Genomic DNA, 23,039 nt, shown 5'->3' on the forward strand with positions numbered 1-23,039 from the left:
TCGAAAAGCTAAGATACAGAGTTTATCAACTGTTTTATCCACAGTTTTTTTTTTGTGGATAACTCTGTTAATGAAGACGCCAAAGTAAGCGAAATCCGTAATCAGCGGGTACGCTTTCGGCTGCTTGAAAAGAGAATATTTGATACATGGGAGCGATATTATTGAGCTGACGCGCAATGAATGACTCACTGAGATGATGCTTCACAGCATTATAGAAAGAGCTTTAGCAAAATGCTGAACACCCTAAAAAAGAAAAATCTGCGCATGAGCACAGTCTCTCTTTAAAGAATTGGTTGCGGGGGCTGGATTTGAACCAACGACCTTCGGGTTATGAGCCCGACGAGCTACCAAGCTGCTCCACCCCGCGTCCGTATTGTGTCACTGTTAAGCACAGTGAGAGCTTTGAAATTGGTTGCGGGGGCCGGATTTGAACCGACGACCTTCGGGTTATGAGCCCGACGAGCTACCAAGCTGCTCCACCCCGCGTCCGTATTTTGTCGCTGTTAAGCACAGTGAAAGCTTTGAAATTGGTTGCGGGAGCTGGATTTGAACCAACGACCTTCGGGTTATGAGCCCGACGAGCTACCAAGCTGCTCCATCCCGCGTCCGTATATAGCGCTAAACGCAATAAATCTTTTCTTCAGTTTTCTGTAATAGGCAAGAAACTGGAGCGACACACGAGGTTCCCTTCTTTAAAACAAAAAGGCGTGACCTCAACCTTGGCTAGGTTTTACTCATCAAATGAGCGAGTGTGGCGCACTTCATCGTTAAGTACGATGAAACTATTAATTTGGAGCGACACACGAGGTTCGAACTCGTGACCTCAACCTTGGCAAGGTTGCGCTCTACCAACTGAGCTAGTGTCGCATTTGTCGTGATGCAACTGCATCTACGAAAGATTTGGTTGCGGGGGCCGGATTTGAACCGACGACCTTCGGGTTATGAGCCCGACGAGCTACCAAGCTGCTCCACCCCGCGTCCGTGTGTTATCGTTAAGCACGATAAGGGCTATGAAACTGGAGCGACACACGAGGTTCGAACTCGTGACCTCAACCTTGGCAAGGTTGCGCTCTACCAACTGAGCTAGTGTCGCATTTCATCGTTCAGTACGATGACAACTTGAATCTGGCTCGACACACGAGGTTCCCTTCTTTAAAACAAAAAGGCGTGACCTCAACCTTAGCTAGGTTTGCTCATCAACTGAGCCAGTGTCGCGTTTCATCGTTAAGTACGGTAACAACTTCAATCTGGAGCGACACACGAGGTTCGAACTCGTGACCTCAACCTTGGCAAGGTTGCGCTCTACCAACTGAGCTAGTGTCGCATTTCATCGTTCAGTACGATGACAACTATCAATCTGGAGCGACACACGAGGTTCGAACTCGTGACCTCAACCTTGGCAAGGTTGCGCTCTACCAACTGAGCTAGTGTCGCATTTCATCGTTCAGTACGGTGACAACTATCAATCTGGAGCGACACACGAGGTTCGAACTCGTGACCTCAACCTTGGCAAGGTTGCGCTCTACCAACTGAGCTAGTGTCGCATCAACAACGTTTTCCGTCGTTTAGGGCTGCGAATTATAAGAGCATTTTCTTGCGATGCAAGAGCTTCTCGTGAAAAAAACTCTTTTTTTTTTCGCTTGCCGAAAAAGCATGCAAGATGTCGAACAATTGCTCTTTTTATAGCATTGAACGCCCCGTATTTAGATCTTGAATACCGCCTTACGATAAAACTGAAGCTCGGCGATCGACTCTCGAATATCATCCAAAGCAAGATGGCTACCTGTTTTACTGAACTCTTTTAGCACTTCCGGTTGCCAACGACGAGTCAGTTCTTTGATGGTGCTGACATCGATATAACGATAATGGAAGTACGCTTCCAAACGCGGCATATGTTTGTAAAGGAAGCGTCTATCTTGGCCAATACTGTTGCCACAAATCGGAGATTTGCCTTCCGGCACCCACTGCTTTAAAAACGCGAGCGTTTGATCTATGGCTTCTTCTTCACTTACTTTGCTTTGACGCACACGCGCCACCAAGCCACTTGCGGTGTGTGTTGTGGTACACCATTCATCCATTTTCGCGAGTTCGGATTCGGGTTGATGAATCGCAATCACTGGGCCTTCAGCTAAAATATTTAACTCACTGTCGGTAACAATGGTCGCCATCTCAATGATTTTGTGCGTTTCAGGATCAAGTCCCGTCATCTCTAAATCAATCCAAATCAGGTTCTGGTCGCTGAAAGACATAATGGTGCGCCTATAGGGGTTTATTCACAAAAGAGGTACTATACCCAAATTCAGATCGACAGGATACGTATCAAATTGAGATTTGATACGTCTTATATCTAGCAGAGAGTAAGTAGAACGCTGTGACAAAAAAGAAAAAGCTTACACATGGTCAAGTACGCCGGGTTAGAAATAACCAACATAAAAAACTCAAACAAGAAGAGTCTATCGTTTGGGATGAAACCTTATTGGGCAATGCTCAACAAGGGTTGGTGATCACTCGCTTTGGCCAACATGCCGATATTGAAGACCCAGCGACAGGCGAAATTCATCGCTGTAACCTGCGCCGTGGTATAGAAAGCCTCGTGTCTGGCGATAAAGTGCTGTGGCGTCCCGGCGCAGAAACGCTTGCGGGCATTTCTGGTGTCGTTGAGGCCGTCGAAACACGCAGCTCCATCTTGGTACGCCCTGACTATTACGATGGCCTCAAGCCCGTTGCGGCAAACGTGGATCAAATGGTGATCGTATCATCCGTATTGCCAGAGCTCTCTCTGAATATTATTGATCGCTACTTGATCGCCTCTGAAACCTTAGGGATTGCCCCCCTCATCGTGCTGAACAAGATTGACCTACTCAGCCCAGAGCTTCGAGAGCAATACAGCACATGGTTAAATGATTACCGCGCGATTGGCTATGACGTGCTCTACGTCAGTAAGAAAACCGGTGAAGGGATTGCGGATCTTGAAGTGAAACTGCGCGATCGCACCAACGTGTTTGTGGGTCAATCGGGGGTTGGCAAATCCAGCTTGGTCAATGCATTACTTCCAGAATTGGAAGAAGATGTGGAAGAAGGAGCGATTTCTGAAACCTCTGGCTTAGGCCAACACACCACCACCGCCGCACGACTCTATCATATTCCGAGTGGAGGTAATTTGATTGACTCACCCGGGGTACGTGAATTTGGTTTGTGGCACTTAGAAACCGATGATGTCACCAAAGCTTATGTCGAATTTCGCCCTTACTTAGGCGGCTGTAAATTTCGTGATTGCAAACATGGGGATGACCCGGGTTGCTTGTTGCGTGAGGCCGTAAACAAGGGAGAAATCAGCGCACTGCGTTTTGATAATTACCATCGAATTGTGCAAAGCATGACGGAAAACAAAGCCAATCGGCAGTATTCGCGCAGCAAAAAAGCCGATCTGTAAGAGCAAATTGTTAGCAAGTTTAGAGCATCTACTGACAGAAGGCGCGATTTTCAGTAACATCTCGCGCCCATCACCACTCTATTGGAATGTAAACCATGGATAAGATTAAAGTTGGACTGCAATATTGGATTCCACAACATGCCCTGACCCGCTTGGTTGGCAAGTTGGCGTCTGCGCGTGCAGGCAGCCTGACCACGGCCATCATCCGCTGGTTCATCAAGCAATATAACGTCAACATGGACGAGGCTCTGCACTCTGACCCGACCCACTTCAAGACGTTTAATGAATTTTTTGTACGTGAGCTAAAAGCTGGCGTGCGCCCTCTCTCTGAAGGCGAAAAGGTGATTACTCATCCTGCCGATGCGTGCGTGAGTCAGTTTGGTGCGATTGAAGACGGTAAACTTATCCAAGCCAAAGGCCACACTTACTCAGCCCAAGAGCTGCTCGGTGGTGATGCCAAGCTCGCGGAAGAGTTCCGCGATGGCGATTTCGCCACTCTGTATCTCTCGCCACGGGATTACCACCGCGTACATATGCCTTGTGATGGCACATTGCGTCAAATGATCTACGTACCGGGCGATCTGTTCTCGGTAAACCCTCTGACAGCGGAAAATGTACCGAACCTGTTTGCCCGTAACGAACGTGTAGTGTGTATTTTCGATACCGAATTTGGCCCGATGGCACAAGTGCTAGTGGGTGCCACCATTGTCGGCAGTATTGAACTGGTTTGGGCGGGCACAGTGACTCCGCCGCGTGGCAACACCGTGTATCGTTGGGACTACCCAGCCAACGGTAACCAAGCCGTGGTTCTCAAAAAAGGCGAAGAGATGGGTCGCTTTAAACTGGGCTCCACCGTGATCAACCTGTTTGCCAAACAAGCTATTCGCTTTGATGACAGCATGGCACTGGGCGCACCAACCCGCATGGGCGAGCCCTACGCACACCAAGCTTAATATACGACTTAGAGTTGCAGCCAACACCAACGCTGCTTCAAGTCGGAAGACTCAACATCCCAGCTTCGGCTGGGATGTTGTCTTTTGAAGCTCGCCACACATCTGCACTGTCACTGATAGCAAAAACCAAAAATTTAACCGCCCTCTAAGACCCATAGATTTCAGTCGCTTACTCTAAGCTTTCACTTGAGCTAAGAGGGAAAGCCCATGCCGCAACTGGAACGAGGTCTACTCGTCAAACTCCTGATCTGTTTCTTACTGCCGTTGGGCGTACTATTGATGCCGATTGATGCAATCCCGATTCAAGATCTCACCTTGGTTCAACACCGTTTACTGGCTATTTTTCTTCTTGCCGCACTACTGTGGGTGTTGGAGCCTGTTCCTGTGTTTGCCACGTCGATCCTGATCATTGCCCTTGAGCTCGTCATGATTTCCGATAAAGGTTTGCATGGCTTTCGAGTGCCCGATCCGCATCATCCGCTCGGTGAACTCCTTAAATACACCGATATTTTCAGTGCCTTTTCCTCTCCCATTATCATTTTGTTTATGGGCGGTTTTGCTTTAGCCATCGCCGCATCTAAATACGAATTGGATAACAACTTAGCGCGAGTGCTACTCAAACCTTTTGGCCACCAGCCTAAGTACATCATGCTAGGGTTAATGCTGATCACCTCAGTTTTCTCGATGTTTATGTCCAACACAGCGACCACAGTGATGATGTTGGCGCTGCTTGGCCCTATTGTTGCCTCTGCCCCCAAAGGGGATTTAGGCATCAAAGCTCTGGTGCTGTGCATTCCGATTGCGGCCAACACAGGAGGCATCGCAACCCCGATCGGCACGCCACCTAATGCCATCGCACTGCAGTATCTAACGGGCGAAAACAGCATTGATTTTCTGTCATGGATGATGATGGGGTTACCGTTCGTATTGGTACAACTGACGATTGCTTGGTTCTTACTGCAAAAGCTTTTCCCCTCCTCACAAGCCACAATGACCTTAAAACTCAAAGGCGAATTTCAACGCGGCTGGCGTGCCATGCTGGTCTACATCACGTTTGCTTTAACTATTGTGCTGTGGATGACCACCACATGGCACGGCATGAACACTTATGTGGTGGCGATTATTCCACTGGCCGTGTTCACCCTCACTGGCATCATGGGCAAAGAAGAGCTGAAACAAATCAACTGGGATGTGCTTTGGTTAGTTGCCGGCGGGATAGCGATTGGCATCGGCCTTGAACAGACTGGACTCGCCCAAGCGTTAGCACACGCCATCGACTATCAATCTCTCTCACCTATGCTGATTGTGATTGCCCTTTCATTGGTGTGCTGGCTGATGGCCAACTTTATGTCTAACACGGCGACTGCCAACTTGATCATGCCGATTGCCGCAGCAATTGGTACTTCGATGAGTAGTCTTGAGCAAGTCGGCGGCTTACAAGCGCTGTTAGTCGTGGTCGCTTTTTCCGCGTCACTGGGGATGATTTTGCCCGTTTCGACACCGCCCAACTCGCTTGCTTACTCAACGGGGCTTATCGAAAGCAAAGATATGGCAAAAACGGGTTTAGTCATTGGGGTGATTGGGCTTGGCATCGTCTATCTGATGGTGTTCCTACTCGGATAAACTCCCTCTTCCTCCTCTCCTTCACACCTTGTCGTCACTATTGATACGGCAAGGTGTGAACCTTCTAATCGCACTAAAATTGCTTTTGTCTTCCTGATCGCTTAATGGCATATTGAGTGCCCTCATCACTCCCAACTGCAAGGATGACGCAATGGGTTACGAATGGCTGGCACTTGCCGCAGCCTGTCTTTGGGCTATCGCCAGTTTACTTTCTATCACGCCCGCGAAACACCTCGGCTCTTTTGCTTATAGCCGCTGGCGTATGGGGTGTACTTCCGTCATCTTAACCAGCATTGCCCTCTTCAGCGGAGGTTGGTTAACCGTACACAGCAGTGCAATTCCAGCCATGATGTTGTCTGGTTTGATTGGGATTTTTATCGGTGACACCGCGCTTTTTGCTTGTCTGAATCGCATGGGGCCAAGACAGTCCGGCTTACTCTTCTCCTGTCATGCGGTGTTTTCTGCCGTGCTCGGTTATTTCCTGTTTAGTGAAAGCATGACTAAGCAAGAGCTATTCGGCTCTACTTTAGTGTTTAGCGGCGTTTTGATGGCGATTTTCTTTGGTCGCCGTGGGCAAACTGGGCCTAGTTTGGATAGCATCAATGGCAGTGTGTGGGTTGGAATTGGACTCGGCTTAACCGCCGCCTTATGCCAAGCCCTCGGGGGCATTATTGCCAAACCCGTGATGCAAACAGAGATCGATCCGGTTGCTGCCTCTGCAATGCGGATGATCACCGCCTTTGCGGCTCACTCTTTACTGCGCTTAACCGGCGCGCGCATTGCTCGTCCTACACAAACCATCACGCTCAATATCTTTTTGGTCACGGCACTCAACGGCTTTATTGCCATGGCGGTTGGTATGACGCTGATCCTCTACGCTCTGCGTGAAGGGAATGTCGGCATAGTCGCACTGCTCTCCTCCACCACGCCCATCATGCTGCTACCACTGCTTTGGATCTACACTAAACAGTGTCCAAACCGCTATGCTTGGTTAGGGGCTATCCTTGCCGTTGGGGGCACCAGCTTGTTGGTGTCTTAAACGCGATTTTGATCAATAGGCTACATTTACTTGCATTGATAGAGAGAATCATTGATCTTAACCGGATGCAAAGCGTCTAGATTGTAGTAAAATTACGCTAATTTTACGTTTCAGTTATTTTGATTTTGACGAGGTTAGAACTATGTCAGCTAAGAAGCCAATGGCTCTGGTGATCCTAGATGGTTGGGGTTACCGCGAAGACAACGCAAATAACGCGATCAACAATGCGCGTACACCTGTGATGGATAGCCTAATGGCGAACAACCCTCACACTCTGATTTCTGCTTCTGGTATGGACGTAGGTCTGCCTGATGGTCAAATGGGTAACTCAGAAGTAGGTCACACTAACATCGGTGCTGGCCGCATTGTTTACCAAGACCTGACTCGCATCACCAAAGCGATCATGGATGGTGAATTCCAACAAAACGAAGTTCTGGTAGCTGCCATTGATAAAGCGGTTGCTGCTGGCAAAGCCGTTCACCTAATGGGTCTGATGTCTCCAGGTGGCGTACACTCACACGAAGACCACATCTACGCAGCAGTAGAAATGGCAGCCGCGCGCGGCGCAGAGAAAATCTACCTGCACTGCTTCCTTGACGGTCGTGACACACCACCACGCAGCGCAGAAGCGTCACTGAAACGCTTCCAAGATCTGTTTGCCAAACTGGGCAAAGGTCGTATCGCTTCTATCGTGGGTCGTTACTACGCGATGGATCGTGACAACAACTGGGATCGCGTTGAAAAAGCCTATGACCTACTGACTCTGGCACAAGGCGAGTTTACTTGTGACTCTGCGGTTGAAGCACTGCAAGCGGCTTACGCTCGTGAAGAAAACGATGAGTTTGTGAAAGCGACTGAAATCCGCGCAGCGGGTCAAGAATCTGCCGCGATGCAAGATGGCGATGCCCTGCTGTTCATGAACTACCGTGCTGACCGCGCGCGTCAAATCACCCGTACTTTCGTGCCTGATTTCGCAGGCTTTAGCCGCAAAGCCTTCCCAGCGCTGGATTTTGTGATGCTGACTCAATACGCAGCAGACATCCCACTCCAGTGTGCGTTTGGTCCAGCGTCACTGGAAAACACTTACGGTGAGTGGCTATCAAAAGCGGGTAGAACTCAGCTACGTATTTCTGAAACCGAGAAATACGCGCACGTAACCTTCTTCTTCAACGGCGGCGTTGAAAATGAATTCCCAGGTGAAGAGCGTCAACTCGTCGCCTCTCCAAAAGTCGCCACCTACGACCTGCAACCCGAAATGAGCTCTAAAGAGCTGACCGACAAGCTGGTTGCAGCGATCAAATCAGGCAAATACGATGCGATCATCTGTAACTATCCAAACGGCGACATGGTCGGTCACACTGGCGTTTACGAAGCTGCAGTGAAAGCGTGTGAAGCCGTAGACGAGTGTATTGGTCGTGTGGTTGAAGCCATCAAAGAAGTGGATGGTCAACTGCTGATCACCGCTGATCACGGCAACGCAGAAATGATGATTGACCCAGAAACGGGCGGCGTACACACAGCGCACACTAGCCTACCTGTACCACTTATCTATGTCGGCAACAAAGCGATCAGCCTAAAAGAAGGCGGAAAGCTATCGGATCTGGCTCCAACCATGTTGGCGCTGTCGGATCTGGATATTCCAGCAGACATGTCAGGCCAAGTGTTGTACAGCTAAGCTGACTCGATGATGATGAAAGCCCTGAATACTCAGGGCTTTTTTATACGCTTTTCCCACCGAGTGCGATGAGAATTGCAAACTTTTGACATCACAGGCTCGCCTGATGCAAAGCTTTGGGTATACTGAAGCACCCGTTTTTATTCACTAACACTAGACCAAACTCAATGACAGCAACGGATCCGCACGCGATTTTCAGTGACTTTCTAGGAAAAACCTTGACCCGACGTCTGCTGGCCTGCCTGTTATTTATGGTTTCACCGTCGCTCTTTGCGGCTACGCAACAGGAGTTAACGGGGGTAAAAAGTGAAATATCTCGCCAACAACAATCACTGGCCGAACAACAAAAATCGCTCGACCAACTACAACAAGCCCTTAAACAACAAGAGCTTGGCATCAACAGTATCGCAAATCAGATCACTAAAACCAAAAACGATCTGGAGAATGCCAATCGCAACATTGCTCAGCTCAATAGTAATATTCAGGCGCTGGAAACACAGAAGCAGCAACAAGCCGATAAACTCGGACGCCTACTGCAGACCTACTATCTCACTAAACGTTCACTGACGAATGGTCAATTTTTTCATCGCAGTGCCGATGAAGACCGCATCAGCCAGTACTATCAACATTTGGCAAAAAGCCGCGCGCAAGCTATCGAAGCTTTAGAAAAAACCCAAGCCGATCTCAATGCCAGTCAACAGCAGAGACAAGCCGAGCGTGAACAGATTGAGAAATTACTGGCTGAGCAGACCCAACAGCGAGACAAACTGGCTAAAACGCAAAGTGAGCGTAAGCAAACCGTAAAGAAAATTGAGAGCAGCATTTCCGGCGACAAAGTCTACCTTGCCGAATTGCAGCGCAACGAAACGCGCCTCAAAGCTGAAATAGCCAAAGCCGCCAAACGCAATGCAGTATTGATGAACGGGATTGCAAGTCAACGCGGTAAACTGCCGTGGCCGCTGAAAGGGCGTGTGCTACATAACTTCGGTGAACGCCAAACTGGGCAGATTGATTGGAAAGGTTTGGTCATTGATGCCAATTACGGCCAAGAGGTCAAAGCGGTTTATCCGGGCACGATCGTGTTTGCCGAGTACCTGCGAGGTTATGGCTTGGTTGTGCTCCTCGACCACGGCAAAGGTGATATGACACTGTATGGCTTCAACCAAACTCTGCTCAAGAAAGAGGGCGACAAAGTCATCGCAGGTGAAACCATTGCTCTTGCGGGTGATACTGGTGGTCAATCACGCCCTGCCCTCTACTTTGAAATCCGTCGTAATAGCCGCGCGGAAAACCCTTCGCAATGGTTACAGCGCTAAGAGGCGTAAAACGCCTCAACAACCTCAATCACGTTATCGAGCAGCGCATAGAGGAGTTGATTGATTCCCCCGGCCGATTCTCGCCCCCCACCAGAAGGAAACTGTGCACACAAAGCTCCCGCGCCTCGTTTATCGCTCAAGGGTGCGCGTAAAGAGAGCGTGTAATGCTGTTCATCCGCATACGTCACAATCAAATGCGCACGTTGCACATCCTGATTAGCAAGATGATTGGCGAATGCGCCGCTCACGCGCTGCGCTGCTGCACAATCGGGTAAGATCACCACGGTTAAACTTGAGCTCTGATAATAAGCCGGTTGCTCAAGGGCAAAAGCAAAATCTTGCTGATAAGCGCTGCGTAATTGGTAAAAAGGCGAGTTGAGATCGGCCAGCACAGCCCACGGTGTTTGATAGGCGAGTAAAGTTTGATACAACGTATCAGGCGCGAAATGCAGTTCAGATACGGTGCGGCCATAGCCATTGTAGTTAATCAGCGTTCCTAATTCACAAAGGGCATCGGTTTGTGCGGCATCGAATCCCGCTTCTTCCGCCAGAGTGTGTGCCACACGGTGTAAATTATCGCCAAACGCAGCCGTTATCGCCCAGTCACGAAAACGCCCTTTCAGTAGCCGATCAATGATCAATGCCGTACAGAGATTTGCATCGGTATCAATATGCGCTTGCAGTGCAGAATGGGCAGGAATATCGCCGGGCTGATGATGGTCGGCATAAAATACATGGGCTCCCGCTTGCAAAGCTCGCTGCAAGCCGAGCTGATTTTTAGCCATGGAGATATCCAATACCACCAGCTCATCACCAGCCGTTACCGTCAGTCGATCGAGTAAGGCAATATCGCGCTTAACGCCCGTGACTAGCTGAGTCGATTTAGGATGTGCTAGACGCCATTGCACAAGAGAAAGAATGCCATCAGCATCCCCATTAAATACATCGTAATCCACGTAAAGCTTCCTTTCTGGCTGGGAATGTTCAGGAAGTTAGCAACGAATCGGCTCCATGCCCAAGACAGATTGGTTATAACTCATGCTCAGGCATGCATAGCTCGCACACCTTCTTCAAGCAGTTGAAGCTGTTCACGCCCCGCCTTAGTGGCACAAGGTTTAACGACGGAGATCATCTGCAACATGCCTTGATGAATCACCTCTTCCGTGATCTGAGTTTTGTGTGACATCGCCGATTGATAACCAAGCCAGCTAGACGCAATCAGATGCAGAGTCCGCACCAGTTTCGGCATCTCATCCTCATTCAACTCCAGCAGTTGCAGATTGACAAAATTACGCACGATATCAATCAAATTGGTCTGTAATCGTTCTTGAACCCGAATATAGTCAGCATGCAACTCTTCATCGCGCTGCAAGATTTCCGGCAAATTGGCATAGAAAAAACGGTATTTCCACATCAGAGTGAAAATCGAATCCAAATAGTGTTTGAGTAGAGAAAGGCTCTCATACTGACCTTGTAGCGGAGTAAAACGCTCAATCAGCTCCGCCGAGTAGAGCGCAAAAATATCACGCACTATCTCCTGCTTATTTCGAAAGTGGTAATACAAATTACCTGGGCTGATCTCAATATGAGCAGCGATATGGTTAGTCGTGATGTTACGTTCACCTTGCTGATTAAACAGCTCAAGTGCCGCATGCACTATGCGATCCTTAGTTTTCATCATGATTCGCTTCGTCTTTCTGTCTGGATTACCGAAGTATAAAACAGTCGGGCTCAAGATGTGAAAAGCGTCTGACCTGCAGACGCTTTTCACGTTTACTATGGATGGTACGGCTTCGAAAGCTCATGCACCGCTTCAACAAACACACCGGCATTTTCAGGCGGCACGTCCAAATGAATACCATGCCCCAAGTTGAACACGTGGCCTGTGCCACCTTGGCCAAATCCAGCCAAAATACTCGCCACCTCTTCACGAATTCGTGGGGCAGGAGCATACAGAATGGAAGGATCCATATTGCCTTGCAGTGCCACTTTGTCTCCCACACGCGCTTTAGCGTCGGCGATATTGATCGTCCAATCTAAACCCACAGCATCACAACCTGTAGCCGCGATCTGCTCCAGCCACATGCCACCATTTTTGGTAAACAGCGTGACTGGTACACGGCGGCCTTCGTTTTCACGAATCAAGCCATCGACAATCTTGTGCATGTATTGCAAAGAGAACAGTTGATAATCACGCGGTGTTAACACGCCGCCCCAAGTATCAAACACCATCACCGCTTGTGCGCCGGCTTTAATCTGAGCATTCAGGTAGCTGATCACACTGTCAGCTAATTTATCTAACAGCGCATGCAGCACGGCAGACTCGCTGTACATCATCTTTTTGATTTTGGTGAAGGCTTTTGAACTGCCCCCTTCAACCATATAAGTGGCGAGCGTCCAAGGACTGCCAGAGAAACCAATCAGCGGCACTTCACCTTGCAGATCTTTGCGAATTTGACGCACGGCGTTCATCACATACTGCAATTCCCCTTCTGGATCGGGAATACCAATCTTATCGACATCGGCTTTGCAGGAGATGGGACGCTCAAAAACCGGTCCTTCGCCCGCCGCAAAACGCAGCCCAAGTCCCATCGCATCAGGAATCGTCAAAATATCAGAAAACAGGATCGCAGCATCAAGCGGAAAACGGCGCAGCGGCTGTAAAGTCACTTCAGAAGCCAACTCTGCATTCTTGCACAGCGCCATAAAATCACCCGCTTGAGCACGAGTGGCACGGTATTCAGGGAGATAACGCCCCGCTTGGCGCATCATCCATACAGGAGTGTAATCGACTGGCTGCTTGAGCAAAGCACGCAGGTAGCGATCATTTTTTAATTCAGTCATGGTGATTCCCACTTTTTCGGCTTCTTTACTTTGGCGCGTATTCTAACATCGTTTGTCCCACAAAAGCGGTTGGCTTTGCAAGCGGGATCAAGTTATTAACTTTTAAATCAATGCTTAAATTGCGTCCAACCCTTAACGGTGTTAAAAATTTGTTCGCTAGCGAAAACTATAACCATAAACTGAGTCCTCGACTCAGCATCTCATAACGACATCTTACTTACCCCCTCCTTAACCGGAGGGTTTTTTTTGCCTTTTAAGCCTGATCTTGGGCAATATCGGCCAACGTCTGCTCAATCAAAGCGCGGGCAATCGTCCCTCGAGGTGCAACAGGAGGAAGGTTTTCGATACCAAACCAATTGGCATCACTCAATTCACTGTAATCGGGTTTAAGCTCACCAGTGTCATAATCGGCTAAAAACGCCATCATCATACTCGACGGAAATGCCCAAGGTTGGCTGCCAAAGTAGCGAATATTGGTCACGACGATACCTGTCTCTTCCAATACTTCACGCGCGACACACTGTTCAAGCGTCTCCCCTACCTCAACAAAGCCGGCAATCACGGTGTACATACCATTGCGATGGCGTGGGTGCTGCGCCAGCAAAATTTTCTGCTGTTTACGTACGGCAACAATAATGCAGGGAAAAATACGCGGATAGTGCAAGGTTCGGCAATCGTGGCACTGCATTGCCAGTTGCTGATGATTGAGATAGTTACGCCCCCCACATTGCGGACAAAATCGTATGGTTTGGCTCATATGGCCATATTGCACCGCTTTGCTTGCAGCAAGAAACAGCGCCTCATCCACACCCAATAACTCACGTAATGAACTGAGCGGACGATCCTGCTCAATATCTGCAGCATTCAACCAGTAGACAGGGGAGTTTTGGTAACGATCCACCAAGATCGCCTTATCTTGCGGCAGATCCCACTGCTCTGCGCTGCCATAAGGAATTTGGCCATCCACCAGCCAAAGATCGCTGCCTGAAACAACACACCAATAAGCGTTCTTGCCGTCACTCTTTTCCACTCTGCTTCTCCTGATTGCTTGCAGTCGGATCATTTTACTGGCAATCTAAATTCACACCACAATTTGTCAGCACAAGAATTATTGACTATAACTTTTTGTGAGGGCAGTAGTTATATCTTATTGATATTACTAAGAAGGCAAAGGAACGATCGTCAGTGACGATCCGATCATGAGGACATGGTCATGCTAAAAAGATTCAAAAACACTCAAGACCAATGGGGCGGTTCGAACGAGATCATTGATCACTGGTTGGACAAACGACAACATGTGATCGTTGAGTATTGTAAGCTGGCAGCTCTACAGCCTTGTGCTAATAAGACTGCCGTATCAGAACTCCCTTCTCCGCAGGCTTTGCTGTACTTTTGCCAAGAATTGGTGGACTACATTTCTGAAGGTCATTTCAAGATCTACGACATGGTCATGAATAAATGGCAAGCTACCGGCTTTAAAGCCACCAATGAGATTAATCAGGTGTACGCCAAAATCGTCACTACGACTGAGCCGCTACTGAACTTTAACGATCAGTACGCCACCATCAGTGAATATGATGAGCTGCTCGATTTAGATCGTGATTTATCCGAAGTGGGTGAAGTGCTTGAAGCTCGTTTCTCTCTCGAAGATCATTTAATCCAGTTGATTGCCGATAGCCTTGCCGTACCGCCTGGCGCTTAACCAATCAGCCCTCCCTTGTGTGGGTAGAACATCTTAAATTTCAAAAGATAAGCACCAATAAAAAAGGCACCCTAAGGTGCCTTTTTTCATAGCTTGATGACTTACTCGTCGTCAGAAGAGAAACCTGCATTCAACAGTGCAGCGAGGTTGTCAGTGGCTTGTTCAGCCGATGGACCTTGCTGTTCTTGTGCACGTTTGGCTTGACGATCTTGGTGGTACGCAAAACCTGTACCAGCCGGGATCAGACGGCCAACGATCACGTTCTCTTTCAGACCGCGCAGATCGTCACGCTTACCAGATACCGCTGCTTCCGTTAGAACGCGAGTGGTTTCTTGGAACGATGCTGCTGAGATGAAAGACTCAGTCGCCAGAGATGCTTTGGTAATACCCAGCAGCTCACGCTCGAAACGAGCTGGCTCTTTGCCTTCTTCAACCAGTTTACGGTTCGCGATCTTCACTTGTGAGTACTCAACTGTCTCGCCAGGCAAGAACTCTGAGTCACCCGCGAAGGTGATCGTACACTTACGCAGCATTTGACGAACGATAGTCTCGATGTGCTTATCGTTAATCTTAACGCCTTGTAGACGGTAAACTTCCTGAACCTCGTTCGCGATGTAAGTGGTCACTGCATGGATACCACGCAGACGCAGGATGTCATGTGGCGACTCTGGGCCGTCCGCAATCACATCACCACGCTCAATGCGCTCACCTTCAAACACGTTCAATTGACGATGTTTAGGGATCATCTCTTCGTAAGTGTCACCGCTGTCACGAGTGATGATCAAACGACGCTTACCTTTAGTCTCTTTACCGAACGATACGGTACCTGAGTGCTCAGCCAGAATCGCAGGCTCTTTTGGCTTACGCGCTTCAAACAGGTCAGCAACGCGTGGTAGACCACCGGTGATGTCCTTGTTACCGCCAGACTTCTGAGGAATACGAGCCAGTGTATCACCCACATTCACTTCAGCACCGTCGTCCAAGTTCACAATCGCTTTACCTGGCAGGAAGTATTGAGCTGGCATGTCAGTACCTGGGATCAGGACATCTTTACCATTTGCGTCAACCAGTTTAATGGCTGGACGCATGTCTTTACCTGCTGCAGGACGCGCTGCGGCTTCAGTCACTTCACTTGAAGACAGACCAGTCAGATCGTCCGTTTGACGAGAAACGGTTACGCCATCGATCATATCCACAAACTGTACGCGACCTGCCACTTCAGTGATGATTGGCATGGTATGCGCTTCCCAGTTTGCAACCGTTTCACCGGCTGCAACGGCATCGCTATCGGCTTTGCTCAGCATAGAGCCGTATGGCAGTTTGTGTTTCTCTTTGGTACGACCAAATTCGTCAATAATGGTCAACTCAGAAGCACGAGAGGTGATAACAAGCTTGCCATCTTTGTTGATTACGAACTTCGCATTGTGCAGTTTCACAGAACCGTTGTTTTTCGCTTGGATGCTGTTTTCTGCTGCCGCTGTTGATGCCGCACCACCGATGTGGAACGTACGCATCGTCAGCTGTGTACCTGGTTCACCGATTGACTGTGCCGCGATAACACCAACCGCTTCACCTTGGTTTACCAAGTGACCACGTGCAAGGTCACGACCGTAACACTGCGCACAACAACCGAAGTCAGAATCACAAGTTACCACTGAACGCACTTTGATTTGGTCAACCGAGTTATCGTTGATCACCTTACACCACTTTTCATCCAGCAGTGTGTTACGTGGGATCAACACTTCGTCTGTACCTGGCTTGAGGATATCTTCCGATACCACACGGCCCAGTGCCAGTTCAGTCAGTGCGACTTTAACGTCACCACCTTCGATGTGCGGTGTCATCACCACGCCTTCTAAGGTGCCACAGTCATGTTCAGTCACCACAACGTCTTGCGCAACGTCTACCAGACGACGAGTCAGGTAACCGGAGTTCGCTGTTTTCAGTGCCGTATCCGCCAGACCCTTACGAGCACCGTGCGTTGAGATAAAGTACTGAAGAACGTTTAGACCTTCTTTAAAGTTTGCCGTGATTGGCGTTTCGATGATCGAGCCATCTGGACGCGCCATCAGACCACGCATACCCGCCAACTGACGGATCTGAGCAGCAGAACCACGAGCACCTGAGTCGGCCATCATATAGATGCTGTTGAACGACTCTTGTTTTTCTTGTTCGCCTTGACGGTTAATCACCTGCTCAGAAGAGAGGTTTTCCATCATCGCTTTCGCTACGCGATCGTTGGTTGATGCCCAAATATCGATCACTTTGTTGTAGCGTTCGCCAGCAGTCACCAGACCTGACTGGAACTGCTCTTGAATTTCGCGTACTTCTTCTTCCGCTTCAGCAATTTCCGTGTACTTAGCCGCTGGTACTACCATATCGTCGATACCAACCGATACACCAGAGAGTGCCGCGTAAGCGAAACCGGTGTACATGATTTGGTCAGCGAAAACAACCGTGTCTTTCAGACCCAGCTTACGGTACGCCTCGTTGAGCAGGTTAGAAATTTGCTTCTTACCTAGCTTCTGGTTCACCAAGCTGTATGGCAGACCTTTCGGTACGATTTGCCACAACATGGCACGGCCAACGGTCGTGTCAATCATCTTGGTTTCCGTGGTCAACTTACCGTTTTCATGCTTGATGGTTTCGGTAATACGTACTTTAACGCGAGCATGCAGCTCAGCGGTCTTAGTACGGTACGCCTTCTCAGCCTCAGCAGGGCCAGTCAGGTACATACCTTCGCCTTTCGCGTTGATCTTTTCACGGGTCATGTAGTACAGACCCAGTACCACGTCCTGAGACGGTACGATGATTGGATCACCTGACGCTGGCGACAGAATGTTGTTGGTTGACATCATTAGGGTACGAGCTTCCAACTGCGCTTCAAGCGTCAGAGGAACGTGTACCGCCATTTGGTCACCGTCGAAGTCCGCGTTATACGCCGCACACACCAGTGGGTGCAGTTGGATCGCTTTACCTTCGATCAGAACCGGTTCAAACGCTTGGATACCCAAACGGTGAAGTGTTGGTGCACGGTTCAGCAGCACTGGGTGTTCACGGATCACTTCATCCAAGATATCCCATACCACCGCTTCTTCGCGCTCAACCATTTTCTTCGCAGCTTTGATCGTCGTTGCTAGGCCACGAGTTTCCAGCTTGCTGTAGATGAATGGTTTGAACAGCTCAAGAGCCATTTTCTTTGGCAGACCACACTGGTGCAGACGCAGGTATGGACCTACGGTGATAACCGAACGGCCTGAGTAGTCAACACGTTTACCCAGCAGGTTCTGACGGAAACGACCTTGCTTACCTTTGATCATGTCAGCCAGAGACTTGAGCGGACGCTTGTTCGAGCCCGTGATCGCACGACCACGACGGCCGTTATCCAGCAGCGCATCCACAGACTCTTGCAGCATACGTTTTTCGTTACGTACGATGATATCTGGTGCAGCCAGTTCAAGCAGACGCTTCAAACGGTTGTTACGGTTGATGACGCGACGGTACAGATCGTTCAGATCCGACGTTGCGAAACGACCGCCATCCAGTGGAACCAGTGGACGTAGATCAGGCGGCAGAACTGGCAGAACAGTCAGGATCATCCACTCAGGTTTGTTACCTGAAGCAACGAACGCTTCAACCAGCTTCAGACGCTTAGTCAGTTTCTTACGTTTGGTTTCAGAGTTAGTGGTATTCAGCTCTTCACGCATCTGCTCGGCTTCCGCAGGCAGATCCATCGATGCCAGCAGATCTTTGATCGCTTCAGCACCCATTTTTGCGGTGAACTCATCGCCCCACTCTTCCAAACGGTCGAGGTACTCTTCCTCAGTCAGCATTTGACCACGTTCAAGGTCAGTCATGCCTGGCTCAGTCACGACGTACATTTCAAAGTACAGTACGCGTTCGATGTCACGCAGAGGCATGTCCATCAACAGACCGATACGAGATGGCAGAGACTTCAGGAACCAGATGTGCGCAACTGGAGAAGCCAGCTCGATGTGGCCCATACGGTCACGACGAACTTTAGTTTGGGTGACTTCAACGCCACACTTCTCACAAATCACACCACGGTGTTTCAGACGCTTATATTTGCCACAAAGACATTCGTAGTCTTTTACCGGGCCAAAAATACGCGCACAGAACAGACCATCACGCTCAGGTTTGAACGTACGATAGTTGATGGTTTCAGGTTTTTTCACTTCACCAAAAGACCATGAACGGATCATGTCCGGTGAAGCCAGACCGATTTTGATCGCATCAAATTCTTCGGTCTTATGCTGTGCTTTTAGAAAGTTTAATAAGTCTTTCACATTCAGCTCCTGTAAGGAGTTAAAAGGGACTCGCTGCGATTGGCAACGAGCACCTTCCTACCGAAAACCGGTAGGCTCCCCCTTGCGGGGAAACCTTAGGGTTTATTATTCGTCTTCTAGCTCGATGTTGATACCCAGCGAGCGAATCTCTTTCAACAGTACGTTGAACGATTCTGGCATACCAGGTTCCATCGCGTGGTTGCCATCTACGATGTTCTTATACATCTTAGTACGGCCGTTCACGTCGTCCGATTTCACGGTCAACATCTCTTGCAGAGTATACGCAGCACCGTATGCTTCCAGTGCCCACACTTCCATCTCACCGAAGCGCTGACCACCGAACTGAGCTTTACCGCCCAGAGGTTGCTGAGTAACCAGACTGTAAGAGCCTGTAGAACGAGCGTGCATCTTGTCGTCAACCAAGTGGTTCAGTTTCAGCATGTACATGTAACCCACGGTAACTGGACGCTCAAACGCGTCACCCGTGCGGCCATCGAACAGAGTCAACTGACCAGAAGCTGGCAGATCCGCCAGTTCTAACATGGCTTTGATAGACGATTCAGGAGCACCATCGAATACTGGTGTTGCGACTGGTAGACCTGCACGCAGGTTTTGTGCCAGTGTACGTACATCGTCATCACTGAGTTCTGAGATATCAACGCGTTGACGAGTATCGCCCAGATCATAAACCTTCTGCAGGAACTCACGCAGCTTCGCCAGCTCTTGTTGTTCCTTGATCATTTGGTTGATCTTGTCACCGATACCTTTTGCCGCCAGACCTAAGTGAACTTCAAGGATCTGACCGATGTTCATACGCGATGGTACGCCCAGTGGGTTCAGTACGATGTCAACCGGCTGACCGTTTTCATCGTATGGCATGTCTTCAACAGGGTTGATCTTAGAGATAACACCCTTGTTACCGTGACGACCCGCCATCTTATCACCCGGCTGGATGCGACGTTTCACTGCTAGGTAAACCTTAACAATCTTCAGTACGCCAGGAGCCAGATCATCGCCTTGGGTGATCTTACGACGCTTCGCTTCAAACTTCTTATCGAAGTCTGCTTTCAGTTCGTCGTACTGTTCTGCCAGTTGCTCGAGCTGGTTTTGCAGGTCTTCATTTTCAAGCGTCTGCTCTAACCATTTCTTACGTTCGATTGAACCCAGTTTCGCTTCAGTGTAACCACCCGCCAGCAGTACAGAGCGAACACGCGCCAGAAGACCGCCTTCCAGAATTTGGAACTCTTCCGTCAGGTCTTTCTTCGCTTCTTTCAGCTGCATCTGTTCGATTTCAAGCGCACGCTTGTCTTTTTCTACGCCATCGCGAGTAAAGACTTGTACGTCGATAACCGTACCTGCTACTGAGTTCGGTACACGCAGAGACGTATCTTTCACGTCCGAGGCTTTCTCACCGAAGATCGCACGCAGCAGTTTCTCTTCTGGAGTCAGCTGAGTTTCACCTTTCGGTGTCACTTTACCAACCAGAATGTCGCCGCCTTTCACTTCTGCACCGATGTACACGATGCCAGATTCGTCAAGCTTAGACAGAGCCGCTTCACCCACGTTAGGGATATCCGCCGTGATCTCTTCTGCGCCCAGTTTAGTATCACGCGCCACACAAGAAAGCTCTTGGATGTGGATAGTGGTAAAGCGGTCGTCTTGAACTACGCGCTCAGACACTAAGATCGAGTCTTCGAAGTTGTAACCGTTCCAAGGCATGAATGCGATACGCATGTTTTGGCCAAGAGCCAGTTCGCCAAGGTCAGTGGAAGGACCGTCTGCCAGTACATCGCCACGAGCTACAGGTTCACCCGGCATCACACATGGACGCTGGTTGATACAAGTATTCTGGTTCGAACGGGTGTACTTAGTCAGGTTGTAGATGTCGATACCCGCTTCGCCAGGGATCAACTCTTCTTCATTTACTTTAACTACGATACGAGAAGCATCAACCGACTGGACCATACCGCCACGTTTCGCCACGGCTGTTACACCAGAGTCAACCGCTACGTTACGCTCGATACCCGTACCAACCAGTGGTTTCTCTGAACGCAGAGTTGGAACCGCCTGACGTTGCATGTTCGCACCCATCAAAGCACGGTTCGCATCGTCGTGTTCTAGGAACGGGATCAGCGATGCCGCGATCGATACCACTTGGTTTGTCGCAACGTCCATGTAGTCAACGTGTTCACGTGGGTGAAGACCTGACTCGCCTTTTTGACGTGCGGTAACCAGTTCATCAGCAAAACCGCCTTCTTCCGTCAGCTTAGCGTTCGCCTGAGCGATAACGAATTGACCTTCTTCAATCGCAGAGAGGTAATCCACTTCGTCAGTCACAACACCGTTGACTACGCGACGGTAAGGGGTTTCAAGGAAACCGTACTCGTTGCAGCGTGCAAACGCAGACAGCGAGTTGATCAAACCGATGTTTGGACCTTCAGGTGTTTCGATAGGACATAGACGACCGTAGTGAGTTACGTGTACGTCACGTACTTCGAAGCCAGCACGCTCACGAGTCAGACCGCCAGGGCCCAATGCAGAAATACGACGCTTATGCGTCACTTCTGACAACGGGTTGTTCTGATCCATAAACTGAGACAGCTGAGAAGAACCAAAGAATTCTTTTACAGCAGCAGAAATTGGTTTCGCGTTGATCAGGTCTTGTGGCATCACGTTGTCCAGATCGCCCAAGCTTAGGCGTTCTTTCACTGCGCGTTCAACACGTACCAGACCAACACGGAATTGGTTCTCTGCCATTTCGCCGACACTACGGATACGACGGTTGCCAAGGTGGTCGATATCGTCCACTTCGCCTTTACCGTTACGAATCGAGATCAGCTTTTTCATCACTTCGATGATGTCAACTTCATCCAGCGTGCCTTGCTCTTCCGCATCTTCACGACCGATTGAGCTGTTGAACTTCATACGGCCAACAGTCGACAGATCGTAACGCTCTGCAGAGAAGAATAAGCTTTCAAACAGCGATTCCGCTGCTTCTTTCGTTGGTGGCTCGCCAGGGCGCATCATGCGGTAGATTTCTACCAGTGCAGAGATGCGATCTGTCGTACTATCAACACGCAGGGTTTCTGACATGAACGGACCGTGGTCCAGATCATTGGTAAACAGAACTTCTAGCTTTTTGTAACCTGCTTGAGACAGGTTCGCTAGCGCTTCCAGGCTGATTTCCTGGTTCGCGGTAATGATCAGTTCGCCAGTCGCTTCATTCACGTAATCTTTCGCAGATACTTTACCTACGATGTACTCAACCGGAACTTCAATAAAGTTCACGCCATCTTTTTCAAGTTGACGGATGTGACGTGCAGTCACACGACGGCCTTTCTCTACGTAAACCTTGCCATCCGCTTCGATATCGAAGGTCGCAGTTTCACCACGCAGACGCTCTGGAACCAACTCCATCATTAGAGTTTGATCTTTCACTTCGAAATTCACTTTTTCGAAGAAGATGTCCAGGATCTCAGCGCTAGTTTTACCTAGTGCACGCAGGATGATCGATGCAGGCAGCTTACGACGACGGTCAATACGTACGTACAGGTTGTCTTTTGGATCGAACTCAAAATCAAGCCATGAACCACGGTACGGAATGATACGTGCGTTATACAGAACCTTACCTGAAGAGTGGGTCTTACCCTTATCGCTGTCGAAGAACACGCCTGGGCTTCGGTGCAGCTGGGATACGATAACCCTTTCGGTACCATTGATTACGAAGGTACCATTTTCTGTCATGAGCGGAATTTCGCCCATGTAGACTTCTTGTTCTTTAATATCTTTGACAGTACCTGCTGGCGCGTCTTTATCAAAGATCACTAGGCGTAGTTTCACGCGTAGCGGTTTTGAATAAGTTACACCACGGATTTGACATTCTTTAACGTCAAAAACTGGCTCACCAAGACGGTAGCTAACGTATTGCAGCTCTGAATTGCCGTTATAGCTCTGAATTGGAAATACAGAACGAAAAGCGGCTTCAAGACCGTATTGTCCTTCAGGATCCTGTTCGATGAACTTTTCGAACGAATCGAGCTGGATCGATAGCAGGTATGGAATGTCCAACACTTGTGGACGAGTACCAAAGTCCTTACGGATGCGCTTTTTCTCGGTATAAGAGTAAACCATGGGGTTCCTCAGCTCG

The 23,039-nt window shown here is 49.3% G+C and carries 14 protein-coding genes and 9 tRNA genes; 7 read left to right on the forward strand and 16 right to left on the reverse strand.

Annotation, left to right across the window (positions count from 1 at the left end):
- Positions 1-290: 290 nt before the first annotated feature.
- The 10 genes from CEQ48_RS17285 to orn all read right to left on the reverse strand — a co-directional run bounded on the left by CEQ48_RS17285 (position 291) and on the right by orn (position 2,249).
- Positions 291-367: transfer RNA gene (locus CEQ48_RS17285), tRNA-Met, on the reverse strand.
- 42 nt (positions 368-409) lie between these two features.
- Positions 410-486: transfer RNA gene (locus CEQ48_RS17290), tRNA-Met, on the reverse strand.
- A gap of 42 nt (positions 487-528) precedes the next feature.
- Positions 529-605 (reverse strand) — tRNA-Met (locus CEQ48_RS17295).
- Positions 606-791: 186 nt separating this feature from the next.
- Positions 792-867, reverse strand: a tRNA-Gly gene (locus tag CEQ48_RS17300).
- Between the two features lie 34 nt (positions 868-901).
- Positions 902-978, reverse strand: a tRNA-Met gene (locus CEQ48_RS17305).
- Positions 979-1,017: 39 nt separating this feature from the next.
- Positions 1,018-1,093 (reverse strand) — tRNA-Gly (locus tag CEQ48_RS17310).
- A gap of 155 nt (positions 1,094-1,248) precedes the next feature.
- Positions 1,249-1,324, reverse strand: a tRNA-Gly gene (locus CEQ48_RS17315).
- 34 nt (positions 1,325-1,358) lie between these two features.
- Positions 1,359-1,434, reverse strand: a tRNA-Gly gene (locus tag CEQ48_RS17320).
- 34 nt (positions 1,435-1,468) lie between these two features.
- Positions 1,469-1,544: transfer RNA gene (locus CEQ48_RS17325), tRNA-Gly, on the reverse strand.
- A 159-nt stretch (positions 1,545-1,703) separates the two neighbouring features.
- The gene (orn, locus tag CEQ48_RS17330; RefSeq protein ID WP_000010185.1) at positions 1,704-2,249 is read right to left on the reverse strand and encodes an oligoribonuclease; all 546 of its coding nucleotides are present in this window, start codon (positions 2,247-2,249) and stop codon (positions 1,704-1,706) included.
- A gap of 122 nt (positions 2,250-2,371) precedes the next feature.
- On the opposite strand from orn, the gene rsgA reads away from it, so the two are divergent.
- From rsgA to CEQ48_RS17360, 6 genes are all read left to right on the forward strand, one after another.
- Positions 2,372-3,433, forward strand: a complete 1,062-nt coding sequence (gene rsgA, locus CEQ48_RS17335; protein WP_157724700.1) for a small ribosomal subunit biogenesis GTPase RsgA — start codon at positions 2,372-2,374, stop codon at positions 3,431-3,433.
- A 95-nt stretch (positions 3,434-3,528) separates the two neighbouring features.
- Positions 3,529-4,386, forward strand: a complete 858-nt coding sequence (asd, locus tag CEQ48_RS17340; protein WP_089072073.1) for an archaetidylserine decarboxylase — start codon at positions 3,529-3,531, stop codon at positions 4,384-4,386.
- Between the two features lie 207 nt (positions 4,387-4,593).
- On the forward strand, positions 4,594-6,009 hold the full coding sequence (locus tag CEQ48_RS17345) for an SLC13 family permease (protein ID WP_001135825.1): 1,416 nt from the start codon (positions 4,594-4,596) through the stop codon (positions 6,007-6,009).
- A 151-nt stretch (positions 6,010-6,160) separates the two neighbouring features.
- Positions 6,161-7,048: a DMT family transporter gene (locus CEQ48_RS17350; RefSeq protein ID WP_089072074.1), complete on the forward strand. Its 888-nt coding sequence runs from the start codon at positions 6,161-6,163 to the stop codon at positions 7,046-7,048.
- A gap of 142 nt (positions 7,049-7,190) precedes the next feature.
- Positions 7,191-8,723, forward strand: a complete 1,533-nt coding sequence (gpmM, locus tag CEQ48_RS17355) for a 2,3-bisphosphoglycerate-independent phosphoglycerate mutase (protein WP_089072075.1) — start codon at positions 7,191-7,193, stop codon at positions 8,721-8,723.
- A 167-nt stretch (positions 8,724-8,890) separates the two neighbouring features.
- Positions 8,891-10,039 carry a murein hydrolase activator EnvC family protein gene (locus CEQ48_RS17360; RefSeq protein WP_089072076.1) on the forward strand — a complete coding sequence of 383 codons (1,149 nt, stop codon included), beginning with the start codon at positions 8,891-8,893 and terminating at the stop codon, positions 10,037-10,039.
- Here the strand turns inward: CEQ48_RS17360 and CEQ48_RS17365 are convergent.
- The 4 genes from CEQ48_RS17365 to nudC form a co-directional block, all read right to left on the reverse strand.
- Positions 10,036-10,995 carry an acetyltransferase gene (locus CEQ48_RS17365; protein ID WP_089072077.1) on the reverse strand — a complete coding sequence of 320 codons (960 nt, stop codon included), beginning with the start codon at positions 10,993-10,995 and terminating at the stop codon, positions 10,036-10,038. The two genes, CEQ48_RS17360 and CEQ48_RS17365, sit on opposite strands and share 4 nt — an antisense overlap.
- Positions 10,996-11,081: 86 nt before the next feature.
- Positions 11,082-11,717: a TetR/AcrR family transcriptional regulator gene (locus CEQ48_RS17370; RefSeq protein WP_001920521.1), complete on the reverse strand. Its 636-nt coding sequence runs from the start codon at positions 11,715-11,717 to the stop codon at positions 11,082-11,084.
- A gap of 98 nt (positions 11,718-11,815) precedes the next feature.
- Positions 11,816-12,883, reverse strand: a complete 1,068-nt coding sequence (hemE, locus tag CEQ48_RS17375) for a uroporphyrinogen decarboxylase (protein WP_198301191.1) — start codon at positions 12,881-12,883, stop codon at positions 11,816-11,818.
- Between the two features lie 253 nt (positions 12,884-13,136).
- Positions 13,137-13,913 carry an NAD(+) diphosphatase gene (gene nudC, locus CEQ48_RS17380; protein WP_181712698.1) on the reverse strand — a complete coding sequence of 259 codons (777 nt, stop codon included), beginning with the start codon at positions 13,911-13,913 and terminating at the stop codon, positions 13,137-13,139.
- Between the two features lie 177 nt (positions 13,914-14,090).
- On the opposite strand from nudC, the gene rsd reads away from it, so the two are divergent.
- Entirely contained in the window at positions 14,091-14,585 is a 495-nt protein-coding gene (gene rsd, locus CEQ48_RS17385; protein WP_089072080.1) for a sigma D regulator, read from the forward strand.
- Between the two features lie 101 nt (positions 14,586-14,686).
- Here the strand turns inward: rsd and rpoC are convergent, their stop codons facing one another.
- Entirely contained in the window at positions 14,687-18,892 is a 4,206-nt protein-coding gene (gene rpoC, locus CEQ48_RS17390; RefSeq protein WP_089072081.1) for a DNA-directed RNA polymerase subunit beta', read from the reverse strand.
- Between the two features lie 105 nt (positions 18,893-18,997).
- The gene (gene rpoB / locus CEQ48_RS17395; protein ID WP_089072082.1) at positions 18,998-23,023 is read right to left on the reverse strand and encodes a DNA-directed RNA polymerase subunit beta; all 4,026 of its coding nucleotides are present in this window, start codon (positions 23,021-23,023) and stop codon (positions 18,998-19,000) included.
- Positions 23,024-23,039 lie beyond the last annotated feature (16 nt).

The sequence above is a fragment of the Vibrio tarriae genome, assembly GCF_002216685.1.
In the GTDB taxonomy this organism is placed as follows: Bacteria; Pseudomonadota; Gammaproteobacteria; order Enterobacterales; family Vibrionaceae; genus Vibrio; species Vibrio tarriae.